Origin of the sequence: Pseudorhizobium endolithicum (assembly GCF_902153245.2) — a bacterium.
GTDB classification, from domain to species: domain Bacteria; phylum Pseudomonadota; class Alphaproteobacteria; order Rhizobiales; family Rhizobiaceae; genus Neorhizobium; species Neorhizobium endolithicum.
On the sequence record NZ_CABFWF030000012.1, the window covers coordinates 571,313 to 595,801 of the forward strand.

Genomic DNA, 24,489 nt, shown 5'->3' on the forward strand with positions numbered 1-24,489 from the left:
GATCAATTAGGGGCTTGATGGGAATGGTTCGCCTTCTGAAATGGATCGCAAAGATCGCGCTTGCCGCGGTGGCGATCCTTCTCGTCATGGCCTTGGGCGTCCTGCTTTTCGTAGGGCTGACGCCCGTCGGCGGGCAGATCGCCGCCCAGCGGGTTTCCTCCATCATCTCCACGCCCGAACGACAGATAAACCTCTCTCCTCCGCAGGGTCTGCTGAGCGGCGACCTTCACATCGACGCGCTGACGCTTTCGGACGAGAGGGGAACATATGCCGAAATTCAAGGCCTGCGGATCGATTGGTCCCCTTCCGCCCTCCTGCGCGGCGTGTTCCGGGCGGAAAGCATCACCGTCGACGATGTCAACGTGCTGCGCGCGCCGCTTCCTTCCGCGCTGCCCGAGCAGCAGGAAAACACCGGGCGGTCATCCGGTTTCTCGCTTCCGGTGGGCATCCGTGTAGCCCAGATCGACATGCCGGACATCGCGCTTGCTCCCGCCCTTACCGGCCGTCCATTTTCGCTGGCGCTGAAAGGCTCGGTCGATGCGACGGGTCCGAATATCCGGCTCGATCTCCACGCATCGCGCAAGGATGAGCCGGATGCCCGCGCCGTCGCGGACATCCTTTATGCACCGGCCGAAAACCGCCTTTCGGTGAAGGCATCCGTGACCGAGCCCCAGGGCGGACTGCTTGCACGGCTGCTTCGCTTGCCGGGAGCGCCGGCCGTCGACATCGCACTCGACGGCGCGGGTCCGCTGTCGGACTGGAGCGGGAAGCTGGCGGGAAGCGTGGCGGGGACACCCGTCGTTGCGGTGGACGGACGCCATCAGATGCTGCCCGACGGCAGCCGTAGCATCACGGCCAAGGGCGGCGGCCAGGTCGCGGCGCTGATGCCGCCGTCGTTCCGGCCGCTCTTCGAGGGCTCGACCGAGATCGACATCGCCGCCAACATCAGCCCGAACGGACGCATCTCGATCGACAACAGCAGGATCGTCTCCGACGCCGTCAATCTTGTCGCATCCGGCGTCTGGGATCCTGTTGGTGACAACAGCCTCACGGCAAGCCTGAACGGCACCAATGGCCCGGTGGCGGTCGTGTGGCCTATTTCCGGCCACGATAGCCGGTTCACCATCGATACCGTCAACTTCACGCTCACCGGCGCCGCCCGGTCTGCGCGTTTCAACGCGACGGCAGCTCTTTCATCCGCCGAACTTGCGCAAGGCCGCTTCGGCCAGATCAGGATCCAAGCCGAGAGCGAGGATCTGAATCTTGTACAGAGGTCGGGCAGCATTGGTTCGCGCCTCACCATCGGCCAGACCGACTTCGCCAACGAGGATCTGGACCGCGCCCTGCAGGCGCCGATTACCCTGGACGCCCCTCTTCGCCTCGACATGCCGGCGATAGGCCTGGATGCGGCAACGCTCGACAGCGCCCGCATCAGCGGAACCGTGAGCGGCGCCTACGATACCTCCACCCAGGACCTCAGCGGAAACTTCCGGGTGACGGCAACGCCGGAGGCGCTGCCGCCGGCCTATGCCTCCCGCTTCGACAAGACGATTCTGGCAGAAGGCTATGTGGAACGGTCGGGAGAGGGACGCCTCAAGGCAGAGAACCTCGTGCTCAAGTCCAGCACGGTCGAAGCGCACGGCAGCGCGACGCTGGCTGAAGGACAGGCAACGGGACGCCTTGCGGGCCGGATCCTCGATCTTCGTCGCTGGATGGCCAATGCCGAAGGGGCAGCCGGTTTCGACGTCTCTGCCGACGGTCCGCTTGAAGCGCTGGCCGTCAAGGCCATCGTCAATGCCGCGGAACTCAAGCTTGCAGGCAAGGCCGTGCAGGATCTGCGCCTCGACGCCGAAGGCGTGGCCAATCCCCGCTCGCCGTCGGGTAGGGTGAATGCGGTTGGATCGATCGAGGGGCAGCCGCTTCGGATCAATGCTAGCCTCGTCTCCGAAGGAGGGCGCACGTCTGTCCCGGAAATCGAGGGCGAAGTCGGCCCCAACCGCCTGCGCGGAGCACTCAGCTTCTCGCCGGAGTTCATGCCTGCGGGAAATATCGAGTTCGAGTTTCCCGATGTCTCCCTGCTTGCTGCCCTCGCCGCACAGCAAGCCTCAGGAGACCTGAAAGGCTCCCTCGTGTTCAGCAACGATGGCGGCCGCACCTCGGCCGTCGTCAAGGCATCGGGCAGTCAGGTCGCCAGCGGCTCCGTCGTCGTCGCCGAGCCGCTGATCGACGTTACCGTGCCGGACCTCAAGGCGCTCGCCGCAAATGGCAGCATTCGCGCCAGCCGCCTGGGAACCGAGGCCAATGCGGTCGAAGCACTGAACCTCCGGTTCTCCCATCAACAGGATGGGACCCGGCTCGATCTCGACGCCCGTTACGACGACGCGCCGCTGGCGGGAGTGGCGACGGTTCGGACAGGCGAGAACGTCGCTGTCGAGCTTGAGAGCTTCACGGCCGAACCGCGCGGCATCCCTGTTCGGCTCGCAGCGCCCACGACCATCACCGTGGAGAATGGCAATGTGCGCCTGTCGGATCTGACCGTCAGCACCGGTAACGGACGTATTCGGGTCACGGGCACGGCCGGCAATGCGCTCGACCTGCGGGCCGAAATAGAATCCCTGCCCGCCAACCTCATCAACGCCTTCGTGCCGGCCTTGAACGCCGCCGGCTCCATCTCGGGAACCATAGAGGCGGAGGGGTCTCTCTCAGCCCCCTCCGTACGCTATGACCTCGAATGGTCGGAGGCACAGCTCCAGCAGACCCGGCAAGCCGGGCTCGGGCCAATGCGGCTGCAGGCGGCGGGCTCCTTTTCCGACCGGGTCCTCGCGCTGGAGAGCACCCGGCTGTCGGGGTCGGACGGCCTGGATGTCAGCGCCACTGGACGGGTGATCCTGAACGAGAGCGGGCCTCCCGCGCTCGATCTCGATGCAAGCGCCAATTCAGTTCCCGCCAGCCTCGCCAATGCCTTCGTTCCCGGCCTCGGAGCCCGCGGCACCATCACGGGCACGGTGACTGCCGCCGGCACCCCTCAGGACCCTGCCGTCCGCTACGACCTGACATGGGCCGACGCCGCCCTTTCGCAGACGACATCCGCCGGCCTCTCCAGCCTGCAGGTACGGGCAAGCGGGGAATATCGCGACAATGCGGTCACCATCGAAACGAGCCTTTCGGGACAGAGCAGCCTGTCCCTGTCCGGCGGCGGCACCGTCTCGCTCGAGGGGGACAGGGCCCTGGATCTGAGCTTCGACGGGCAGATCCCCTTCGCCATTTTGGCGGGGCAGCTCGCCGACCAGGGTTTCGTGCTGGAAGGAACGGGCACCGTCGACCTCGCCATCGGCGGCACTGCGGCTGCACCCTTGATTACCGGATCGGCCTCCACCGCCGGCGCCCGCCTGATCGACGTTCAGCGGAACCTGGCGATCCAGGAACTGGCGGCGAGCATCAGTTTCACCGGCACCGAAGCGAACATCTCCAGCCTTTCGGGCAACCTCTCGACCGGTGGCCGCATCTCGGCAACCGGCACGGTCGGGATCGTTCCGGGCTCCGGCTTTCCGGCAAACCTCTCCATCACTCTAGCCGACGCCACCTATGTCGACGGCACGCTTTTCACCGCCACGGCAAGCGGAGAGCTGACCGTCACCGGACCTTTGACGGCCGGACCTGTGCTCGGCGGGCGCCTGACGCTGTCCGAGGCAGCCATCACCGTACCCGCAAGGCTGCCAGCCTCCCTGACCGAGATCGAAATCCGGCACCGAAACCCTCCGCCGGAAGTGGTCCGCCAGATGAGGAAACTGGCGCCGGAACAGGCGTCCGGCGCATCGAGGCCGCTGGCGCTGGACATCCAGGTCAGCGCACCCACCGGGATCTTCGTCCGCGGACGCGGCATCGACGCCGAACTGGGTGGAGAGCTCGCAATCGCCGGCACAGCGGTCGCACCACAGGTCTCCGGCGGTTTCGAGATGCGCCGCGGCCGCATCGTCATCCTGACCAAGCGGCTGGACTTCACGTCGGGCGAGATAACCTTCGGCGGCGGCCTGATACCGGTCCTCGATCTCGAGGCAACCACCACCTCGGCGCAGACCACCATTACCGTGAACGTCACCGGCGTCGCCAACGACCCGGACATCTCCTTCTCGTCCTCGCCCGCGCTGCCGCAGGACGAGGTCCTGGCTCGGCTGATCTTCGGCCAGTCGATGTCGCGCCTTTCGCCGCTGCAGATCGCGCAGCTTGCCGATGCCGTCGGACAGCTGGCGGGCGGCGGCTCGACGTCGCTTCTGGAGACGCTGCGCAGCAATCTCGGCGTGGACGACCTCGACATCAACACGGACGACACCGGCCAGACCACGGTCTCCGTCGGCCGCTATCTGAACAACCGCACCTATCTGCAACTCGAGCAGGGCGGCGCAGAAGGGGCGCGGGCGACCATCAACCTCGATGTCGGGCGCGGGGTTAAGCTCAAGGCGGGTGCCGGTACCGAAGGCGGAACCGCAGGCATTTTCTACGAGCGTGAATACTGAGTGAGCCGATGCAGCGCCGTTTCTCCCGAAGCGTCCGCCTCGGGAGAGGCGAAGCATTTGTCCTGAGCGATTCAGATTTATTCAACATTCTCGAAATAAGGTGACGACACCGCACCACGACACGAAGCGCGTAGCCACCGCCGCGTCAGCTTCCGGCCCGGCTCACGGTGCTGCGTCGAGCGTCGCCTTGCTCCAGGCACCGGAGAGTTGGGAAGACATTGATGGCTACGATGAATACATCTGCAAACTACGGCGGCGAGACGCTGGAAATTATCGCATTTCGCCTTCACGATCAGGAATTCTGCGTCAAGACCACGACGATCCGCGAGATCCGCGGCTGGGCGCCATCGACGCCGATTCCGCATGCCCCGTCGGACGTGATCGGCGTCATGAACCTTCGCGGCTCGGTCATCCCGATCATCGACCTCGCCCAGAAGCTCGGCATGAAGAGCGCCGTCGCGACCGAGCGCAGCGCGATCGTCGTTGCAGAAGTTCATAACATGGTCATCGGCATGCTGGTCGATCAGGTCTCCGACATCCTGACGATCCCGTCGAACCAGGTCCAGCCCGTTCCGGAAATCTCGGCGTCGTTCGACAAGTCCTTCTCCGAAGGCATCATCGCCAACGAGAACGGCATGATCTGCTTCCTGAACCTCTCGAAGATGTTCAAGGGAACCGAGGTCGAAGACCTCGCCGCGTAATGCAGCGCCCACAATAGGATTCGGAAACGCCCCGCTCGACGGGGCTTTTTCATATCCGGACCCATGCATTAAATGTCGCTAACTCTCGTCATGCGATAATTAGCCATGATCCGGCGATCTTGAGGTGTATGCGCTCAGCGAGGCGGATCAGGACCTGACTATGGAGGATGGGAATGGCGAGCCACGGGCTGGCCCAGCAGGCGGAGGCACTCCACGGGCTGCTCCGCGAATTCCGGATCGAGGAAAAGGCCATATCTGCGGCGCCTCCCCGCGCCGCCTAGCGACAGCCCGGCATGAAAGAAGGCCCGGAGGCAGATCCTCCGGGCCTTTTGCTATCGATATTCCGGTCTCAGCCGAAGATCGCGAGACTGCTCTTCAGCGTCACCCATACACCCCACAGCAGCGGGATGCCGACGACGGCCCAGGCGGCAACGGCCTTTCCGTCCAGCCCGCCCTTGCCGATCCCGAAGGATCCGGTCGGCCCGGCACTCGCGGCTGCGGACTTTGCCTGTAGCGACGCCACTTCCTCCTCCGACATGAACCACTTGTCGGAAAGTGGCCTGACAAAGGCGTTCGCTACGATCCCGAGCACCAGCATCCCCGCAAGGATGTACATGGTGCCGCTGTAGAGTTCGGGTCCCGGTGCGACGCCGGCGGCGATCTGTGCCTCGCGGATGTAGTTGACGACCACCGGTCCGACGATACCGGCGGTGGCCCAGGCCGTCAGAAGCCGACCGTGGATCGCACCCACAAACTGCGTCCCGAAGATATCCGCCAGATAGGCCGGGATCGTCGCGAAACCTCCCCCATACATGGACAGGATGATGCCGAAGGCGAGCACGAACAATGCCTTGCTGCCCATGTCGGCCAGCGTCGGTGCGGCCGCATACAGAACGATGCCGATGACGAAGAACGCATAGTAGGTGTTCTTTCGCCCGATTTTGTCGGAAAGCGACGCCCAGAAGAACCGGCCGCCGATGTTGAACAGCGACAGAAGCCCCGCGAACCCTGCGGCGATCGCGGCAATCTGTGCCTTCTGCCCCGCATCCAGCTGCGAGAAAGTAAGGTCCGGCAATCCGATCAGCGAGCCGGCGAAGATCTCCTGCAGCATCGGCGAGGCCATGCCGATCACGCCGATCCCTGCCGAAACGTTGAGGCAAAGCACGGCCCAGATCAGCCAGAACTGCGGCGTCTTGTGCGCGTCGCGCAGATGCACGTGACGCGTGGTGATCATCGTGTTCTTGGCCACCGGCGGCGTCCAGCCCTCCGGGCGCCAGCCTGCGGGCGGTATCCGGTAGCCGAATGCGCCGCCGAGCATGAAGGCGAAGTAGATGATGGCCATGGTGACAAAGGTCTGCCAAACGCCGACGGAAGTATCCGTCTTGAAGTAGTTCATGAGGATGTTGGCAAGAGGGGCCCCGATCATCGCGCCGCCGCCGAAGCCCATGATGGCCATGCCGGTTGCCATGCCGCGGCGGTCCGGAAACCACTTGATGAGCGTCGAAACCGGCGAAATATAGCCGAGACCGAGACCGATGCCGCCGATGACGCCGGCGCCGAGCCACATCAGCCACAACTGGTGCGTCATGACGCCGAGTGCAGCGATCAGCATGCCGCCGCACCAGCAGCAGGCGGAGACGAAGCCCGCCTTGCGGGGTCCCACCCGCTCCAGCCAGCCACCCCAGATCGCTGCGGAACAACCGAGGAGAACGAAGAACAGCGTGTAGATCCAGCCGAGATCGGCAACCCGCCAGTTGCAGGTGGTGGTGAAGAGCGCGCCGATGAGGTTCATGTCGGCGCAACCAGCCGGCGTTTCAGCGCCCAATGCCCGCGACAGCGGCAACCAGAACACGCTGAACCCATAGGCCATGCCGATGCACAGATGGATCGCCAGCGCCGCTGGCGGAACGAGCCATCGATTGAAGCCAGGCTTGGCGATGATGCGTTCTCGATCGAGTATTCCGGGATCGGCGAGCCCTCCCGTTGTTGTTCCTGCGACTGCCATTCCAATCCCTCCTCTGGAAAATGGACTTCACAAAAATCATGGCGGCGCCTCCTCCTGCGAGGAAGCCTGATCGGACCTTAGGTCATGCCTCCGGTATGCTGGGTTCGGAAAGAGATTCACCCGCGGCCACGCCCTTGCCGCCCGGCGCCCCTTCCGCCGCGTCCTGGCCAATGCCTACCCCCGAACTCACCCTTGCCTCAGGGCGGCGGATCATCGTCGAAGCCTGGATCACCAGCGGAAGCAGTCCCTCCCCGCCTGCATCGAGATGCTCGAACAAGTGCCGCCGCATGCGCGGCTCCCAGAACTTGTTGATATGGGTGGCGACACCCTCCGCCCGCACATCCTCAGACTGTGAAAGGAAAAAGGTGGCAATCTGGTTGGCCATGCGGACGAGTTTCTCGTTGGTCTGGTCATGCGACATGAACGCTGGTCCCCGTCTTGATGCGGTCGTTTCGTGTGAAGACTTCGAAATCCTCGCCGCGCACCAGCGCGACGATCGTCATGCCTGCCGCTTCTGCCGTGCGAAGCGCAAGCGCCGTGGGTGCGGAGATGGCGATGAGGACGGGAGCGCCGAGTATGGCAGTCTTCTGCACCATCTCGACGGAAACGCGGCTGGTCACCACCACTGCGCCGGAGGCACCGTCTATTCTCCCGCGCACGACGGCGCCTATCAGCTTGTCCAGGGCGTTGTGCCGCCCTACGTCCTCGCGGACCGCCGCCAGTCCCTTGCCCGGCACGAAGAACCCTGCGCCATGCACCGCATGCGTCTCCGCATGCAGCGGCTGGCCCTGATTGAGAGCGGACACGGCAGCGCGAACGTGCCCGGCCTCGAAGTCGCAGCGAACCTCGGAAAGCACGGGCACCGGTCTCATCGCCTGATCCAGCGATTCCAGGCCGCAGAGGCCGCAGCCCACCGGGCCGGCCATGCTGCGACGGCGTCGGCGAAGCGCCTCCTCCTTGTCCCCCTGCAGACTGATCTGGACATCGAGTCCCTTCTCCCCTGCGACGACTTCCACGCCCTCGATCTCTTCCGGCGTCTCGATGATCCCCTCCGTCAGGCTGAACCCGACCGCAAAGTCCACCAGATCGCCGGGAGTGCCCATCATCACCGCATGTGTCGAGCCTCCGTAGGAGAATGCGATCGGCACCTCCTCCGGTACGGCCCTGATACCAGGACGCACATTTCCGTTACGGCAGACGATTTCCCGCGCCGCCGTTTTCGTCTCGAAAACCTGCACCCGCCTGCCCTACTCCGCTGCTTCCATCTTCCCGGCGATCCGCCGCGACCGCCGCGCCAGTTCCTCGTAATCCTGCTGCCACTCCGTCGGACCGTTGGAAGGCGAGACCTGCACCGCCGTCACCTTGTACTCGGGACAGTTGGTCGCCCAGTCGGAGAAGTCGGTGGTTATGACGTTCGCCTGTGTATCTGGGTGGTGGAAGGTCGTGTAGACGACGCCCGGCGCAACCCTGTCGGTGATCAGCGCGCGCAACGTCGTATCTCCGGAACGGCTGGCGAGCTTTACCCAGTCCCCGTCCTTGATGCCACGCTGCTCGGCATCGTGCGGATGGATTTCCAGCCGGTCCTCGTCATGCCAGACGACATTGTCGGTCCGGCGCGTCTGTGCGCCCACATTGTATTGGCTGAGGATGCGGCCGGTGGTGAGCAGCAGCGGGAAGCGAGGCCCCGTCCGCTCGTCCGTCGCCACATATTCCGTGCGGATGAACTTGCCCTTGCCACGCACGAAGCCGCCCACATGCATGATCGGCGAGCCGTCCGGGAACTTCTCGTTGCACGGCCACTGCACCGAACCCTTCTCCTCCAGATAGGCATAGGAGACGCCGGCGAAGCTCGGCGTCGTTGCCGCGATCTCGTCCATGATCTGCGACGGATGGGTGTAGGTCCAGTTCAGTCCCATGGCCTGCGCCAGTTTCTGGGTCACCTCCCAGTCCGCATAGCCGTTCTTCGGGCTCATGACTTTGCGGACGCGGTTGATGCGCCGCTCCGCATTGGTAAAGGTGCCGTCCTTCTCCAGGAAGGTCGATCCCGGCAGGAAGACGTGCGCGTAGTTGGCCGTCTCGTTGAGGAAGAGGTCGTGGACGACGACGCATTCCATCGCCGCGAGCCCGGCGGAGACGTGCTTCGTATCCGGGTCGGACTGAAGAATGTCCTCGCCCTGGATGTAGATGCCCTTGAACGTCCCCTCGACGGCGGCGTCCAGCATGTTCGGGATGCGCAGCCCCGGCTCGTTGTTGAGCGTCACGCCCCACATCTTCTCGAAGGTGTCGCGCGTGGCGTCGTCGGAAATGTGCCGGTAGCCTGGCAGTTCGTGCGGAAACGAGCCCATGTCGCAGGAGCCCTGAACATTGTTCTGGCCGCGCAACGGGTTCACGCCAACGCCTGGGCGCCCGATATTGCCGGTCGCCATGGCGAGGTTGGCAATCGCCATGACCGTGGTCGATCCCTGGCTGTGCTCCGTGACGCCGAGGCCGTAGTAGATCGCGCCATTGCCGCCCTTTGCGTAAAGCCGCGCGGCACCGCGAACGAGGTCGGCCGGGACGCCGGTGAACGTCTCCGTTTCTTCCGGGCTGTGCTGCGGCTCGGCAACGAAGGCCGCCCAATCCTGGAACTCCGACCAGTCGCAGCGTTCGCGGATAAATGCTTCGTCGAAGATCCCTTCCGTCACGATCACATGGGCGAGCGCCGTCAGCACCGCGACGTTGGTGCCGGGCTTGAGCGGCAGGTGGTAGGCCGCCTCCACATGCGGCGTTCGGACGAGATCGATCCGGCGCGGGTCGATGACGATGAGCTTTGCGCCTTGCCGCAGCCGCTTCTTCAGCCGCGATCCGAAGACCGGATGTCCGTCCGTTGGATTTGCCCCGATCACCACCACGACGTCCGAATGCTCGACGCTATCGAAGTTCTGCGTCCCGGCGGACGTGCCGAAGGCCTGGCCGAGGCCGTAGCCGGTCGGCGAATGGCAGACGCGGGCGCAGGTATCGACGTTGTTGTTGCCGAAGCCGGCGCGGATCAGCTTCTGAACGAGGAAGGTTTCCTCGTTCGTGCAGCGCGACGAGGTGATGCCGCCGATGGAATCGCGGCCGTACTGGTACTGCAGCCGCTTGAACTCCGATGCCACATGGGCGAACGCCTCCTCCCACGTCACCTCCCGCCAGGGGTCCGTGATCTTCTCCCGGATCATCGGGTTGAGGATGCGGTCCTTGTGGTTGGCATAGCCATAGGCGAAGCGGCCCTTGACGCAGGAATGGCCCCGGTTTGCCTGCCCGTCCTTGTAGGGCACCATACGCACCAGCTCCTCGCCGCGCATCTCCGCCTTGAAGGAGCAGCCGACGCCGCAATAGGCGCAGGTGGTAACGGCCGAATGCTCCGGCTGGCCGATGGCGATCACCGATTTTTCGGTCAGCGTCGCCGTCGGGCACGCCTGCACGCAGGCGCCGCAGGAGACGCATTCCGACTCCAGGAAATGCTCGTGCATGCCGGGCGAGACGCGGCTGTCGAAGCCGCGCCCTTCGATGGTGAGCGCGAACGTGCCTTGCACCTCCTCGCAGGCCCGCACGCAGCGCGAGCAGACGATGCACTTCGACGGATCATAAGCGAAGTAGGGGTTCGACTCGTCCTTCGGCATCCACTTGGCGTTGATCTCACCGTCATTTCGAGCGCGCACGTGATTGTCGCCATCATAGCCGTAGCGGACGTCGCGCAAGCCGACGGCCCCCGCCATGTCCTGCAGCTCGCAGTCGCCGTTGGCGGCGCAGGTGAGGCAGTCGAGCGGATGGTCGGAGATATAGAGTTCCATCACGCCGCGACGGATCTGCTTCAGCCGCTCCGTCTGGGTGTGGACGACGAGCCCGGGCGCCACTGGCGTCGTGCAGGAGGCGGGGGTACCGTTTCGTCCCTCCACCTCCACCAGACAGAGCCGGCAGGAACCGAAGGCGTCGACCATGTCAGTGGCGCAGAGCTTCGGCACCTGAACTCCGGCCTCCATGGAGGCCCGCATGATCGACGTGCCTTCCGGCACCGTCACCTGCCGCCCGTCGATGGTCAGCGTCACCTGCGCCTCCGAGGCGGAGGCGGGCGTACCAAAGTCTTTTTCCTGGATCAGGGTCATGATGCTACTCCGCCGCTTCGATCAGGGGGGTGCCAAGGGGGGTAGGCCCGAAATCTTCCGGGAAATGTATCATCGCGCTCATCACCGGATAGGGCGTGAAGCCGCCGAGCGCACAGAGCGATCCGAACTTCATGGTGTTGCAGAGGTCGGCGAGCAGCGCCCTGTTCTTCTCCGGCTCGATACCCCGCGCGATCCTGTCGGCCGTCTCGACGCCGCGCGTCGAGCCGATCCGGCAGGGCGTGCACTTGCCGCAGCTTTCGATGGCGCAGAACTCCATGGCGAACCGCGCCTGCTTCAGCATGTCGGCTGTGTCGTCGAACACCACGACGCCCGCATGGCCGATCAAGCCGTCCTTCGCCGCGAAGGCCTCGTAGTCGAACGGGGTGTCGAAGAGGGTGCGGGGGAAATAGGCCCCAAGCGGCCCGCCCACCTGCACCGCCTTTACCGGCCGCCCGGTCGCCGTGCCGCCGCCGATCTCGTCGACGATCTGCCCGAGGGTAGGGCCGAAGGCGGTCTCGAACAGCCCGCCATGCCTGACGTTGCCGGCGATCTGGATCGGGATCGTGCCGCGCGAGCGGCCCATGCCGAAGTCACGATAGAATTCCGGACCGCGGTCGAGGATGACCGGCACGGAGGCGAGCGACATCACGTTGTTGACCACCGTCGGGCAACTAAGAAAGCCCTTCAAGGCCGGGCGCGGCGGCTTCGCACGCACGATGCCGCGCTTGCCCTCCAGCGAATTCAGAAGCGAGGTCTCCTCGCCACACACATAGGCACCGGCGCCGGCCCGCACCTCCAGGTCGAAGGCATGCGCCGAGCCCATCACCGACGGGCCGAGAATGCCGGCGCGGCGGGCGACGTCGATCGCCTCGTTCATCCTCTGGATGGCATGGGGATATTCGGAGCGGGTATAGATGTAACCCTTCGTCGCTCCCGTCGCGAGGCCCGCAATGATCATGCCCTCGATAAGCACGAAGGGATCGCCTTCCATGATCATCCGGTCGGCGAAGGTGCCGCTGTCGCCCTCGTCCGCATTGCAGACGATGTATTTCTGCGCGCCTGGCGCATCGGCCACCGTCTTCCACTTGATGCCTGTGGGGAAACCCGCACCGCCGCGGCCGCGCAGCCCGCTATCGGTCACCGCCTGTACGATCTCCGGTGCGGACATCGTCAGAGCCCGCGCAAGACCCTTGAGGCCCTGGTAGTGGCGGTAGTCTTCCAGAGAAAGGGGGTCCGTTACGCCGCAGCGCGAGAAGGTCAGGCGGGTCTGCTGACGGAGGAAGGGAATTTCCTTCGTCAGCCCCAGACAGAGCGGGTGCGCTCCGCCAGTCATCAAACCGCTATCGAACAAGCTTGCGACATCGGACGGCTTGACGGGTCCGTAGGCGATGCGCCCCCGCTCCGTCCGCACCTCCACCAGCGGCTCCAGCCAGAACATGCCGCGGGAACCGTTGCGGACGATGCGCGCATCCAGGCCACGGGCCGCCACCTCGGCTGCGATGGCTTCCGCCACTTTCTCCGCGCCGAGTGCAAGGGCGGCGGCATCGCGGGGAACGAATATCGTAACGGTCATCGGCGCGCCTCCGCAACCAGTTCGCCAAGACAGTGCTCGTCTACGCGCCCATGGACATCCTCGTCCAGCATGGCTGCCGGCGCGCAGGCACAGAGGCCGAGACAGTAGACCGGCTCCAGCGTCACCGCGCCGTCCAGCGTCGTCTGGTGGAAGTCGATGCCGAGCAGCCTGCGGGCGGCATCGGCGAGATCGTCTCCACCCATGGCCTGGCAGGCCTCCGCGCGACACAGCTTGAGCACGTGCCGCCCCGCGGGTGCCTGGCGGAAGTCATGGTAGAAGGTGACCACCCCGTGCACTTCCGCGCGCGAGAGGTTGAGTTCATGGGCGATGACCGGCTTGACCTCGTCGGGGATGAAGCCGAACTCCTCCTGCAGCGCATGCAGAATGGGCAACATCGGCCCTTCGAGGTGCTTCAGTTCGCGGATGATCGATCGCGATCGCTCGGCATAGACGCCGCTCGTCACATGTAGGTTCATTGTCTTCCAGACCTCCCGGAAGGATTACCGCCCGCGGCAACCCTCGGGCGCGCATGCCTGTTTGCGCGCCGTTGTGTACAGAGTTTGGTCCGCAGCAGGCGGAAGGGTCAATATCGATGTTCCGTTACGCGATAGAAAAAAACTATCAAAGCAGCGCCTCGGGCGTCAGGCTCCGCGCCTGGTGCAACAGGGCCGAGACGAGCGGCGTAAACGGCTCCCGATGGGTGGCGACGAGGCCGACAAGGTGGCTCGCTTCCGGCTCCACAATGGGTATCATCCGGATCTGCTTGGCGAATCCGAACGAGCGCGCGACGTTTCGCGGCATGATGCTTGCCCATTGGCCTGTGGCAACATGGGACAGCAACACCACCATCGAGTTCGATTCGAGCGTCGGCTTGACGCTCACCTCGGCCGCGGCCAGGTGCTGGTTGATGATGCGCCGGTTCTGCATGTCGGGCGTCAATAGGCAAAGCCTAATGCCGTCGAGCTCCTTCCAGGTGACCTTTTCGCGGTCCGCATAGGGCGTGCCTTCCGCGGCGACCAGAATGTAGCGCTCAGCATAGAGGGGCACGCTCGTCACCCGGCCGAGCGGTTCGTTGTCGAGATAGGTAATGCCGGCGTCGATCTCGAAATTGTCGAGCTGGCCGAGCACTTGCAGGGAGTTTCGCGATACGACGGAAAAAGTGACATCCGGATGCTTGGCCTGAAACGGCTCCGTCAGCCGCGGGATCATCGCAAGCGCCGTGGGAATGGCGGCGAGGCGGATATGTCCGGAAAGGCCGCTCTTGGCGGCGCGCATTTCCTCCCGCATCGTGCGCGCGTCCGCCACGATCCGCTTTGCCCATTCCAGGACCCGCTGGCCTTCGGGGGTAAGGCCCTGGTAGCGCGATCCCCGCACCACGAGGCCCACGCCCAGTTGGTCCTCCAGTTGCCGGATGGCAGCCGACAATGACGGCTGCGAAATCCCGCATTCCACGGCGGCCCGGCCGAAATGGCCCTCCCGCGCCAGCGCGATAAAGAATTCCAGCTTGTCGATCATCTGATGTCCATCCCATCTTCATCTTGCAGCAAGATGCAGGCGACAAGCAACGGCTTGAGCGACGGACATGAAAAAGGCGGCCGTGAAGCCGCCTTACCGGATGCTACTGTGCGCCCGCCGGTCAGGCCGGCAGGATGGCGCCATTGAGTTCCGTCAGTTGCGCCAGATACTCCTCGAGCTTCGTCCTGTGCTCGTGATCGGCTGCAGCACCAGCATCCGCCCGAGCCGCTTCGATCCGCGCCTGCAGCGTCTCCCGCGTGATATCCGAGAGCGCCACTGCCGATTCGGCGAGAAGCGTGCAGCCCGTCGGCAGGATATCGGCAAAGCCGCCGAAGACGACGTACTTGTCCATCTGTCCGGACGCCAGCTTCACCGTCACCACGCCCGGCTTGATGGTCGTCATCGTCGGAGCGTGGTTGGCAAGAACCGTCATCTCGCCCAGCGTCGCAGGGATCACGACTTCCGTGGCCTTTTCGGAAACGAGAAGGCGCTCCGGAGAGACAAGCTCGAAATTGAAGGCGTCAGCCATGGCGGGTCACTTCTTCACGTGTTGCATGCAAAGGCGCGCCGTCCGAACAGCGCGCCCGCTTATGTCTGCTTAGGCAGCGGCAGCCAGCTTCTTAGCCTTCTCGATGGCTTCCTCGATGGAGCCGACCATGTAGAAGGCAGCTTCCGGCAGGTGGTCGTACTCGCCGTTGACGAGGCCCTTGAAGCCCTTGATCGTGTCTTCGAGGGCGACCAGCTTGCCCGGCGAACCGGTGAAGACTTCGGCCACGAAGAACGGCTGCGACAGGAAGCGCTCGATCTTGCGGGCGCGGGCAACCGTCATCTTGTCCTCTTCGGACAGTTCGTCCATGCCGAGGATGGCGATGATGTCCTGCAGCGACTTGTAGCGCTGCAGCGTCGTCTGCACCTTGCGGGCCACTTCGTAGTGCTCTTCTCCGACGATCATCGGGTCGAGCATGCGCGAGGTGGAGTCGAGCGGGTCGACGGCCGGATAGATGCCCTTTTCTGCGATCGAACGCGACAGAACCGTCGTTGCGTCCAAGTGGGCGAACGAGGTGGCCGGTGCCGGGTCGGTCAGGTCGTCGGCCGGAACGTAGATGGCCTGAACCGAGGTGATCGAACCCTTGGTCGTGGTGGTGATGCGCTCCTGCATCGCGCCCATGTCGGTGGCGAGCGTCGGCTGATAACCCACGGCCGAAGGAATACGGCCGAGCAGAGCCGACACTTCGGAGCCCGCCTGGGTGAAGCGGAAGATGTTGTCGACGAAGAACAGAACGTCCTGGCCCTTGTCGCGGAAGTCTTCGGCGATCGTCAGGCCGGTCAGGGCGACGCGGGCGCGGGCACCCGGCGGTTCGTTCATCTGGCCGTAGACGAGCGCGGCCTTGGAGCCTTCGCCGCCGCCGTGCTTGTTGACGCCCGATTCGATCATTTCGTGGTAAAGGTCGTTGCCTTCACGGGTACGCTCACCCACGCCGGCGAAAACGGAGTAACCGCCGTGCGCCTTGGCGACGTTGTTGATCAGTTCCATGATGAGAACCGTCTTGCCGACGCCGGCGCCGCCGAACAGGCCGATCTTGCCGCCCTTGGCGTAAGGCGCCAGAAGGTCGACGACCTTGATGCCGGTGACGAGGATCTGCGCTTCCGTGGACTGCTCGACATAGGCCGGAGCTTCCTGGTGGATGGCGCGCTTCGTCGTCGTGTCGAGCGGGCCGGCTTCGTCGACCGGCTCACCGATGACGTTCATGATGCGGCCGAGCGTCTGGTCGCCGACCGGAACGGAGATCGGAGCGCCCGTGTTCGTCACGCGCTGGCCGCGGACGAGACCTTCCGTGGAGTCCATGGCGATGGTGCGGACCTGGTTTTCACCGAGGTGCTGCGCGACTTCCAAAACAAGGCGGTTGCCGTTGTTGTCGGTTTCCAGCGCGTTCAGGATCGGCGGCAGTTCGCCATCGAATGCAACGTCCACGACGGCGCCGATCACCTGCGTTACTTTACCGACGGAGGTGCCGGCATCCAGGGTAGCTGCGATAGCCATAATTCTTACCCTCTTTCCTTATCTCAGAGCGCTTCCGCGCCCGAAATGATTTCAATCAGTTCCTTGGTGATCTGCGCCTGGCGCTGGCGGTTGTAGGACAGCGTCAGCTTGTTGATCATCTCACCGGCATTGCGCGTCGCGTTGTCCATTGCGGACATCTGCGCGCCGTAGAAGGATGCGTTGTTCTCGAGCAGCGCGCGGAAGATCTGCACCGCGACATTGCGCGGCAAGAGGTCCTCCAGGATCTCCTCTTCGCTCGGCTCGTATTCGTAGAGCGCGGCCGAGCCGGTCGAAGCCTCCGCATCGTCGAACTTTGCCGGGATGATCTGCTGCGCCGTGGCGACCTGCGAGATGACCGACTGGAACCGTGCGTAGAACAGCGTCGCGACGTCGAACTCGCCCTTGTTGAAGAGGTCGAGCACGCGGCGGGCCACGTCGTCGGCATTCGCGAAGCTCAACTGCTTGACCTCGCGGAAGGTCACGTAGTCGACGATGTTGTCCTTGAAGGTCCGCCGCAGGATGTCGTTGCCCTTGCGGCCGACGGTGAGGATCTTCACCGTCTTGCCTTCGGCGAGCAGCTTCAGCGCATGATCGCGGGCAAGGCGGATGATCGACGAATTGAACCCGCCGGCAAGGCCGCGCTCGCCCGTCGCCACGACGAGAAGATGAACCTGATCGCGGCCCGTGCCGGACAGCAGCAGCGGGGCTTCCGCGTTCCCGGCATTGGCGGCCGAAAGGCTGGCCAGTACCTTGTTCATGCGTTCCGCGTAGGGACGAGCAGCCTCGGCCGCCTCCTGCGCACGGCGCAGCTTCGCCGCGGCGACCATCTTCATCGCCTTGGTGATCTTCTGCGTCGCCTTGACGGAGGCGATCCGGTTCTTCAGATCCTTGAGTGAAGGCATGCCTTATCGGTCCTTGGCTAGATCCGCATTCAGGCGAAAGACTTGGCGTAGGCGTCGAGCGCGGCCTTGAGCTTTGCCTTGATGTCGTCCGTCAGGGCCTTCTCGGTGCGGATGGCATCGAGAACGTCCTTGCCTTCGGAACGCATGTAGGACAGCAGGCCCTGCTCGAACTTGCCCACGTCACCGACCGGGATCTTGTCCAGGTAGCCGTTGACGCCGGCGAAGATCACCGCAACCTGCTCTTCCGTCTTCAGCGGCGAGAACTGCGGCTGCTTCAGGAGTTCGGTCAAGCGCGCACCACGATTCAGCAGGCGCTGGGTTGCGGCGTCGAGGTCGGAGCCGAACTGGGCGAAGGCTGCCATTTCACGATACTGGGCAAGCTCGCCCTTGATCGAGCCAGCAACCTGCTTCATCGCCTTGACCTGTGCGGCCGACCCGACGCGGGAAACCGACAGACCGACGTTAACGGCCGGACGGATACCCTGGTAGAACAGGTCCGTCTCAAGGAAGATCTGGCCGTCGGTGATCGAGATCACGTTGGTCGGAATGAAGGCGGAAACGTCGTTGCCCTGGGTTTCGATGACAGGCAGAGCCGTCAGCGAACCGGCGCCGCGCTCGTCGGAGAGCTTGGCGGCGCGCTCGAGGAGACGCGAGTGCAGGTAGAAGACGTCGCCCGGATAGGCTTCGCGGCCCGGCGGGCGGCGCAGCAGCAGGGACATCTGGCGGTAGGCGACAGCCTGCTTCGACAGGTCGTCGTAAGCGATCAAGGCGTGCTGGCCGTTGTCGCGGAAGTATTCGCCCATGGCGCAGCCGGCGAAGGGCGCAAGATACTGCATCGGAGCCGGATCGGAAGCGGTCGCGGCAACGATGATCGAGTACTGCAGAGCGCCGCGCTCTTCCAGGACCTTCACGAACTGCGCGACAGTCGAACGCTTCTGGCCGATAGCGACATAGACGCAGTAGAGCTTGTCGTTGTCCGGGCCGTTGTCGTGGATCGGCTTCTGGTTCAGGAAGGTGTCCAGAATGATCGCGGTCTTGCCGGTCTGGCGGTCGCCGATGACGAGCTCGCGCTGGCCGCGGCCGACCGGGATCAGGGCGTCGATGGCCTTGAGGCCGGTGGACATCGGCTCGTGAACCGACTTGCGCGGAATGATGCCGGGAGCCTTCACGTCGACGCGTGCGCGGCGGGTCGTGTTGATCGGGCCCTTGCCGTCGATCGGATTGCCGAGGGCGTCAACCACGCGGCCGAGGAGTTCCGGACCAACCGGAACGTCGACGATGGCACCGGTCCGCTTGACCGTGTCGCCTTCCTTGATCTCGCGGTCGGAGCCGAAGATGACGACGCCGACATTGTCGGCTTCGAGGTTGAGCGCCATGCCGCGGATGCCGCCGGGGAACTCGACCATCTCACCGGCCTGGATATTGTCCAGACCATAGACGCGGGCGATACCATCGCCGACGGAAAGCACCTGGCCGACTTCGGATACCTCGGCTTCCTGGCCGAAGTTCTTGATTTGATCTTTCAGAATTGCGGAAATTTCCGCGGCGCGGATATCCATCAGCCAACCTCTTTCAGTGCAAGCTTAAGGGTGGAAAGTTTGGTGCGAAGGGAGGTGTCGATCTGGCGGGAGCCGACCTTGACGATCAGACCTCCGAGGAGCGAGGGATCGACCTTGACGGCGACGACCACGTCCTTGCCAGTGACGCCCTTCAGCGCCGACTTGAGTTCTTGTTCCTGCGCCGGCGTCAACGCATGAGCGGACGTCACCTCGGCGGTCACTTCGCCGCGGTGGGCGGCGGCAATCTGGCGGAAGGCCCGGATCATGCCGGGCAGCGCGAAGAGGCGGCGGTTTGCCGCGACAACCTTCAGGAAATTGCCGACCATGCCGGCGATACCGGCCTTGGCCGCAACGGCGGATACCGCCCGCTGCTGCTCATCCGCCGAAAAGACCGGGCTCTCGATCAGCCGCTTCAGATCGGCGCTCTCGTCGATCAGCCCCTGGAAACGATCCAGATCCGCACCGACCGCCTCGACCGACCCGGCCTCGAGGGCGAGTTCGAAAAGCGACGATGCATAGCGCTCTGCCACACCGGAAATCAGCTGGGACGTGTCGGCCACGGGCACAGTTTCCCTGAATTGCCCCAAGCGCCCGAGCTCTGCAAGCAGAACGATAAGACACTGGGATTATTGGATATTTTTTGAAAACAACCGGCTTGATTGCCGGCCTCTTCAGACTTTCGCGGTTCGTCTAGCATAGGATCTATGGACTCGCAACACGCCAGATAGGCTAAAAAGCCGGGGCTCCAAGGGCTTGAACCGATTTTATGACGGACCGCAAGGGAATCGGCGGCGGCGGCAGGCGGCGGCGACGAGCTAGAAATACCCGAAGACATAACCGAGCGGCAGAGCCGCCAGCACCAGTTGAAGGACCAGCACCGCGAGGTTGCGGCCGGTCGTGCCGCGATCGAGGAACACCGACAGGAGGCGTCCGAAAGCGCCGCACGCAAGCCCGATGCCCAGCATGAGATAGGTGAAGTCCTGCGCGAGCGCGAGCGCCGCAAGTCCGAGGCCGAGATAGAGGCCGCCGGTGGACCGGGTCGCCCCGAAACCCTCCGCACCGACCTCGCCCGTGGTAAAACCGCCCGCCCGCAGCAGCGGCGCGGGGAAGAGCATGGTGAACAGGCCGATCAGCGCAACGATGCCGGCGGAAACGAAGGCAAGCTGCTCAGGCAGTTCGGTCGGGAAATAAAGTTCCAATGGGCTCTCCTGACACTCTCCGAAGCTGCTGCAATATCAGCCGGCCGGTGATTCTCAAAGGAAGCTCTGCGGGTCGATGTCGACCTGCACATGCACCGACCCGCGTACCTTCGGGCCTTGGGCCATCATCGTCTTCAAGAACGCCTGCATGTCGCAATTCCTGCGGCCGTGGACGAGCAGCCGGAAACGGTGGCGCCCCCTCACCAGCGCCAGAGGTGCCTCCGCGGGCCCGAGGACCGATACGCCGGAGACATGCGGAGCGGCAGCGCGCAGGCCCCGCGCATGGGCCTCCGCGTCGGCCCTCGTCTCGGCCGATACGATGACGGAGGCCAGGCGTCCAAAGGGCGGCAACACGGCCCGCTCCCGCTCGCCGATCTCCCGTTCGTAGAAGGCGCCGGGGTCACCGGAAACGATCGCCTGCATCACGGGATGCTGCGGCTGGTAGGTCTGCAGCAGGCCGTGGCTCTTCAAGCCGGTTCGTCCCGCACGCCCCGTCACCTGGCTGAGAAGCTGGAAGGTCCGCTCGGCCGCACGCGGATCGCCGTTTGCAAGGCCGAGATCCGCATCGACAATGCCGACCAGCGTCATGAGCGGGAAGTTGTGCCCCTTCGCCACCAGTTGGGTTCCGATGACGATATCCGCATCGCCCCGCGTGATCGCCTCCAGTTCGAGCCGGAGTCGCTTCACGCCGCCGAGCAGGTCCGAGGACATGACGATCGTGCGTGCCTCAGGGAAATGCCGCTCCACCTCTTCGGCGATGCGCTCCACGCCCGGGCCGCAGGCAACCAGATGATCGAGGGTGCCGCATTCCGGGCACGCCTCCGGCGTAGGCTCGCTGTAGCCGCATTGGTGGCACTGGATCTGGTTGCGGAAGCGATGCTCCACCAGCCAGCTCGAGCATTGAGGGCACTGGAACCGGTGGCCGCAGACCCGGCACAGGGTCAACGGCGCGTAGCCGCGCCGGTTGAGAAAGAGCAGCGCCTGTTCTTTTCGCTCGATGGTCTTGCCGATCGCCCTCAGCAGCAACGGAGACAGGAAACCGCCCCGCTCGGGAGGGTGTCGCCGCATGTCGATGAGGTGCAGGTCCGGCAGCGCCGCCTCTCCGAATCGCGTCGACAGATGCACGAGGTGATACCGCCCCGCCTGGGCGTTGACCTGGCTTTCGACCGAGGGCGTCGCGGATACGAGGACCACGGGAAAGTCGCCGATGCGGGAACGCACCACGGCCATGTCCCGGGCATTGTAGAAAACCCTGTCCTCCTGCTTGTAGGCGGGGTCGTGCTCCTCGTCGACGACAATCAGGCCGAGGTTCTCGAACGGCAGGAAGAGCGCCGAGCGTGCGCCAGCCACCACCTGTACCTCGCCGGTGACGATGCCGCGCCAGACCTTTTCCCGCATCCGCGGCGACAGGTCGGAATGCCACTCCCCCGGCTTGGCGCCGAACCGGTCCTGGAACCGCTCCAGGAAACTTGAGGTCAGGGCGATTTCCGGCAGCAGGATCAGCACCTGCCTCCCCTGCCGCAGCGTCTCGGCGATCGCTTCGAAATAGACCTCCGTCTTGCCCGATCCCGTAACCCCGTCGATCAGCGACGAGGAGAAGCCGCCCTTCCTGACGAGATCGACGATATCGCGCGCGGCATCCTTCTGCGCCCCCTCGATCCGCGGCGCGGTATAGTCCGGGTCCGGTTTTGCCACCACAGGCGGAGGCGGCAGGAAGACCGTCTCGAACAATCCCTGCTGCGTCAGCCCGTCGATAACGCTGGTGGAAACGCCGGCCGCATGCGCAAGGCCGGCGCGTGTCCAGGGCACATCCTCCTCGATAAGATCGAGGACGCGCGACCGCGCCGGCGTGATCCGTTCGGGCCGGCCGCCGAGGTAGCGGATACCCTCCACCATGGGTTCGGGTTCAAGCGCGGCGGGAGCACGGATCGCCATGCGGGCGACCAGTCCCGGCGGAGACAGCGTGTAGCTGGCCACCCAGTCGATGAAACGGCGCATCTCGCTCGAAAGCGGCGGGCAGTCGAAGGCGAGCGTGATCGGCCGCAGCTTCTTCGGGTCGAGCGCGTCGTCGTTGCCGCCGTCCCAGACGACGCCGATCACCTGGCGCGGGCCGAGCGGCACCTGCACGACCGAGCCCGCCTCGACATGCATGCCGTCCGGCACGGCATAGCTGTAGGGACCCGGCGCCGGCAGCGGCACCAGGACCGGAACAACCCGCGTGACCGGCGCATCGAACATCGCGCCGAAGAGACTGGTAGAATCTGCGCCCATGCGGCGGGACCTTGCCCCGAAGCGGAACAAATGTGAACCGGAGATTTGAGATCAGGCGTTGGCGGATGGGGACTCGCGGAAAGCGGCTTGGGGGTCGGCAGCAAGTTCGACCACCGTATGGCTCTCGATGGCCTTTGTGACATCGACGATATCCCCATCCAACTGGTCCGGCTGGATCAACTGTCCCACCGTCACGTCGAAACGGTTACCCTTCTTGTTGAGGAGCTCGTAGAAGACGGTCATGTCCCGCAACTCCGTCGACCATTTCGCGAACCAGTAGAAGAGCCCGGAATTACGCGCCTTCATGTGGATCGGCAGGATCGGCAGGTTGTACTTCTTCGCAAGCCCTACGGCAGAGGTCTTCCAGGGCCGCTCGTTGAGCTTGCCGTCCCCCCAGTAGGCGATGCGGCCGGACGGGAAGAGAACCATGACCTTGCCGTCCTCTACCGTCTTGTTGGTCAGGACCAGCGTTTCGCGTGTCTTGAGCTTGCTCTTGTGCTCTTCCCGCCATTCGACCGGAATGATCATCTCCGCAAAACGAGGGTTGACGCGTATCGCATCGCGATTGGCAAAGACCATCATGTCCGGGCGACGCGCCTTCAGAAGATCGAACACGGCGACCCCGTCGGCAATCCCGGTGGGATGGTTGCTGACAAGGATAAAGCCGCCGGCGGCCGGAACACGTTCGGCATTCGTCACGCGCACGTCGAGCTTGAGGATGTCGCTGAGATATTCGAAGGACTGGAAGCCGGGCATGGCCGCGATGTCGTTCGCGAATTCGATGGCTCGGTCGTAGCGCAGCAGCGTGTAGAGAAACGGCCGCATCACGGGCCATAGAGGGTGCTTGACGATCCGCTGGCCCCGCTCCGCGATGAGGGTATCGACGATGTGGCCAGGCTTTCCTTGGGAAACCAGAGAAAGTGCTTCGGCAAAATGCCCCAGGGGGGACATTGAATCGCGGCGCGCCATACAAACTCCTGCAGACAGGATAGGGGGTATATCGCAGTCCGGTATGATCGGACAATGACAACCTTGGCGTCTTTAGGAAATCGTAAAGTCGTCCAAGGCAATCTGGCGCCCGACGCAACCGATTCAATAGGCCAGCCTTGGGCGACTTGCTGACGATCGCCGCTCCGGATCTCCTCGACAAGCGACGGGCATGGCTGGAAAGCCTGGCGCGAGAAAGGCGGCTTTCTGCCAACACCCTTGAGGCTTACGAGCGGGACACGCGACAGTTCCTGAGCTTTCTGACCGGCCATCTCGGCGGACCGCCCAGCATTGCCGACATCCATACCCTGCGTCCGGCAGATTTGCGGGCATTTCTCGCAGCCCGCCGGCGGGACGGCTCAGGCGCACGATCTCTCGGAAGACACCTTGCCGGTCTCCGCTCCTTTCTGCGCCATCTCGAGCGGCAGGGGCTCGTCAACGGCGCCGCAGCCGGCGCCATCCGGGCTCCGAAACAGCCGAAATCGCTTCCGAAGCCCCTCACCGACCGGCAAGCCCTGACGGTCACGACGGAGGAGGCGCAGCTCCATGAAGAGCCGTGGATCACGGCCCGTGATGCCGCCGTCCTCAGCCTCCTCTATGGCTGCGGCCTGCGCATATCGGAGGCCCTGGCGCTGCGCCCCCACGACATCACGTCGAAGTCGACGAGCCTTCGGGTTACCGGAAAGGGCGGCAAGATGCGCATCGTTCCGCTGCTGCCGGTGGTCGTGGAAGCCACCGAGCGCTACAGGAAGCTCTGCCCCTACGCCCTGACGGCGGACCAGCCCTTGTTCCGCGGCGCGCGTGGCGGGCCGTTGCAGCCCGCTATCATCCAGCGCGGCATGCAGAGGCTGCGCGGCGCGCTGGGATTGCCGGATTCGGCGACGCCGCATGCGCTTCGCCATTCCTTCGCCACGCACCTGCTCGCCGGGGGCGGAGACCTGAGGACGATCCAGGAGCTCCTCGGCCATGCCAGCCTTTCGACGACGCAGGTCTATACCGGGGTGGATACGGCGCGCCTTCTGGAAGTTTACGATCGGGCACATCCGCGCGCATAGCATGCCTTAACCATCACCCTTAAGCTCTTGGTGAAGGGCT

The 24,489-nt window shown here is 64.4% G+C and carries 18 protein-coding genes; 3 read left to right on the top strand and 15 right to left on the bottom strand.

Annotated elements, in window-relative coordinates; all coding sequences use genetic code 11:
* Positions 1-23: 23 nt before the first annotated feature.
* Together RTCK_RS12655 and RTCK_RS12660 are read left to right on the top strand one after the other, a co-directional pair.
* Complete coding sequence (locus RTCK_RS12655; RefSeq protein ID WP_185928004.1) at positions 24-4,514, top strand: translocation/assembly module TamB domain-containing protein; 4,491 nt, start codon at positions 24-26, stop codon at positions 4,512-4,514.
* Between the two features lie 221 nt (positions 4,515-4,735).
* Positions 4,736-5,215 (top strand): chemotaxis protein CheW, encoded by a 480-nt coding sequence (locus RTCK_RS12660; protein ID WP_142522694.1) that lies wholly within the window; start codon positions 4,736-4,738, stop codon positions 5,213-5,215.
* A 349-nt stretch (positions 5,216-5,564) separates the two neighbouring features.
* Here RTCK_RS12660 and RTCK_RS12665 read toward each other — a convergent pair whose 3' ends face one another.
* The 15 genes from RTCK_RS12665 to RTCK_RS12735 form a co-directional block, all read right to left on the bottom strand.
* Positions 5,565-7,220 carry an OFA family MFS transporter gene (locus tag RTCK_RS12665; RefSeq protein ID WP_142522693.1) on the bottom strand — a complete coding sequence of 552 codons (1,656 nt, stop codon included), beginning with the start codon at positions 7,218-7,220 and terminating at the stop codon, positions 5,565-5,567.
* An 82-nt stretch (positions 7,221-7,302) separates the two neighbouring features.
* Entirely contained in the window at positions 7,303-7,641 is a 339-nt protein-coding gene (locus RTCK_RS12670; RefSeq protein ID WP_142522692.1) for a formate dehydrogenase subunit delta, read from the bottom strand.
* On the bottom strand, positions 7,631-8,458 hold the full coding sequence (gene fdhD, locus RTCK_RS12675; protein WP_142593044.1) for a formate dehydrogenase accessory sulfurtransferase FdhD: 828 nt from the start codon (positions 8,456-8,458) through the stop codon (positions 7,631-7,633). The genes RTCK_RS12670 and fdhD overlap by 11 nt, the downstream gene beginning before the upstream one ends.
* A 9-nt stretch (positions 8,459-8,467) precedes the next feature.
* Complete coding sequence (gene fdhF, locus RTCK_RS12680) at positions 8,468-11,347, bottom strand: formate dehydrogenase subunit alpha (RefSeq protein ID WP_142522690.1); 2,880 nt, start codon at positions 11,345-11,347, stop codon at positions 8,468-8,470.
* A 4-nt stretch (positions 11,348-11,351) separates the two neighbouring features.
* On the bottom strand, positions 11,352-12,920 hold the full coding sequence (locus RTCK_RS12685) for a formate dehydrogenase beta subunit (protein WP_142593045.1): 1,569 nt from the start codon (positions 12,918-12,920) through the stop codon (positions 11,352-11,354).
* Positions 12,917-13,396, bottom strand: coding sequence for a formate dehydrogenase subunit gamma (locus tag RTCK_RS12690; RefSeq protein WP_142593046.1), 480 nt, complete (start codon positions 13,394-13,396; stop codon positions 12,917-12,919). Before RTCK_RS12690 ends, RTCK_RS12685 begins: the two co-directional genes overlap by 4 nt.
* 145 nt (positions 13,397-13,541) lie before the next feature.
* Positions 13,542-14,435: a LysR family transcriptional regulator gene (locus tag RTCK_RS12695; protein ID WP_142593047.1), complete on the bottom strand. Its 894-nt coding sequence runs from the start codon at positions 14,433-14,435 to the stop codon at positions 13,542-13,544.
* A 121-nt stretch (positions 14,436-14,556) separates the two neighbouring features.
* Entirely contained in the window at positions 14,557-14,964 is a 408-nt protein-coding gene (locus RTCK_RS12700) for a F0F1 ATP synthase subunit epsilon (RefSeq protein ID WP_142522686.1), read from the bottom strand.
* Between the two features lie 69 nt (positions 14,965-15,033).
* On the bottom strand, positions 15,034-16,476 hold the full coding sequence (gene atpD, locus RTCK_RS12705) for a F0F1 ATP synthase subunit beta (protein WP_142593048.1): 1,443 nt from the start codon (positions 16,474-16,476) through the stop codon (positions 15,034-15,036).
* Between the two features lie 23 nt (positions 16,477-16,499).
* Positions 16,500-17,378, bottom strand: coding sequence for a F0F1 ATP synthase subunit gamma (locus RTCK_RS12710; RefSeq protein WP_142522684.1), 879 nt, complete (start codon positions 17,376-17,378; stop codon positions 16,500-16,502).
* 29 nt (positions 17,379-17,407) lie between these two features.
* On the bottom strand, positions 17,408-18,937 hold the full coding sequence (gene atpA / locus RTCK_RS12715) for a F0F1 ATP synthase subunit alpha (protein WP_142522683.1): 1,530 nt from the start codon (positions 18,935-18,937) through the stop codon (positions 17,408-17,410).
* Positions 18,937-19,503: a F0F1 ATP synthase subunit delta gene (locus RTCK_RS12720; protein WP_142593127.1), complete on the bottom strand. Its 567-nt coding sequence runs from the start codon at positions 19,501-19,503 to the stop codon at positions 18,937-18,939. The genes atpA and RTCK_RS12720 overlap by 1 nt, the downstream gene beginning before the upstream one ends.
* A gap of 249 nt (positions 19,504-19,752) precedes the next feature.
* A complete protein-coding gene (locus tag RTCK_RS12725; protein ID WP_142593049.1) occupies positions 19,753-20,136 on the bottom strand; it encodes an AGROH133_08824 family phage infection protein in 384 nt (127 codons plus the stop codon).
* Positions 20,137-20,190: 54 nt separating this feature from the next.
* The gene (locus RTCK_RS12730) at positions 20,191-22,407 is read right to left on the bottom strand and encodes a primosomal protein N' (protein WP_142593050.1); all 2,217 of its coding nucleotides are present in this window, start codon (positions 22,405-22,407) and stop codon (positions 20,191-20,193) included.
* 51 nt (positions 22,408-22,458) lie between these two features.
* Complete coding sequence (locus RTCK_RS12735) at positions 22,459-23,376, bottom strand: GNAT family N-acetyltransferase (protein ID WP_142593051.1); 918 nt, start codon at positions 23,374-23,376, stop codon at positions 22,459-22,461.
* A 137-nt stretch (positions 23,377-23,513) separates the two neighbouring features.
* Between RTCK_RS12735 and RTCK_RS12740 the strand changes: the two genes are divergently transcribed.
* The gene (locus RTCK_RS12740; protein ID WP_142593052.1) at positions 23,514-24,449 is read left to right on the top strand and encodes a tyrosine recombinase XerC; all 936 of its coding nucleotides are present in this window, start codon (positions 23,514-23,516) and stop codon (positions 24,447-24,449) included.
* Positions 24,450-24,489: the final 40 nt, after the last annotated feature.

Coding starts and splice junctions, on each gene's coding strand:
- RTCK_RS12685 (WP_142593045.1), bottom strand. CDS start 12,920: ATGACCGTTACGATATTCGTTCCCCGCGATGCCGCCGCCCTTGCACTC.
- RTCK_RS12735 (WP_142593051.1), bottom strand. CDS start 23,376: ATGGCGCGCCGCGATTCAATGTCCCCCCTGGGGCATTTTGCCGAAGCA.
- RTCK_RS12665 (WP_142522693.1), bottom strand. CDS start 7,220: ATGGCAGTCGCAGGAACAACAACGGGAGGGCTCGCCGATCCCGGAATA.
- RTCK_RS12730 (WP_142593050.1), bottom strand. CDS start 22,407: ATGGGCGCAGATTCTACCAGTCTCTTCGGCGCGATGTTCGATGCGCCG.
- RTCK_RS12670 (WP_142522692.1), bottom strand. CDS start 7,641: ATGTCGCATGACCAGACCAACGAGAAACTCGTCCGCATGGCCAACCAG.
- atpD (WP_142593048.1), bottom strand. CDS start 16,476: ATGGCTATCGCAGCTACCCTGGATGCCGGCACCTCCGTCGGTAAAGTA.
- fdhF (WP_142522690.1), bottom strand. CDS start 11,347: ATGACCCTGATCCAGGAAAAAGACTTTGGTACGCCCGCCTCCGCCTCG.
- RTCK_RS12700 (WP_142522686.1), bottom strand. CDS start 14,964: ATGGCTGACGCCTTCAATTTCGAGCTTGTCTCTCCGGAGCGCCTTCTC.
- RTCK_RS12660 (WP_142522694.1), top strand. CDS start 4,736: ATGGCTACGATGAATACATCTGCAAACTACGGCGGCGAGACGCTGGAA.
- RTCK_RS12690 (WP_142593046.1), bottom strand. CDS start 13,396: ATGAACCTACATGTGACGAGCGGCGTCTATGCCGAGCGATCGCGATCG.
- RTCK_RS12695 (WP_142593047.1), bottom strand. CDS start 14,435: ATGATCGACAAGCTGGAATTCTTTATCGCGCTGGCGCGGGAGGGCCAT.
- atpA (WP_142522683.1), bottom strand. CDS start 18,937: ATGGATATCCGCGCCGCGGAAATTTCCGCAATTCTGAAAGATCAAATC.
- RTCK_RS12655 (WP_185928004.1), top strand. CDS start 24: ATGGTTCGCCTTCTGAAATGGATCGCAAAGATCGCGCTTGCCGCGGTG.
- RTCK_RS12710 (WP_142522684.1), bottom strand. CDS start 17,378: ATGCCTTCACTCAAGGATCTGAAGAACCGGATCGCCTCCGTCAAGGCG.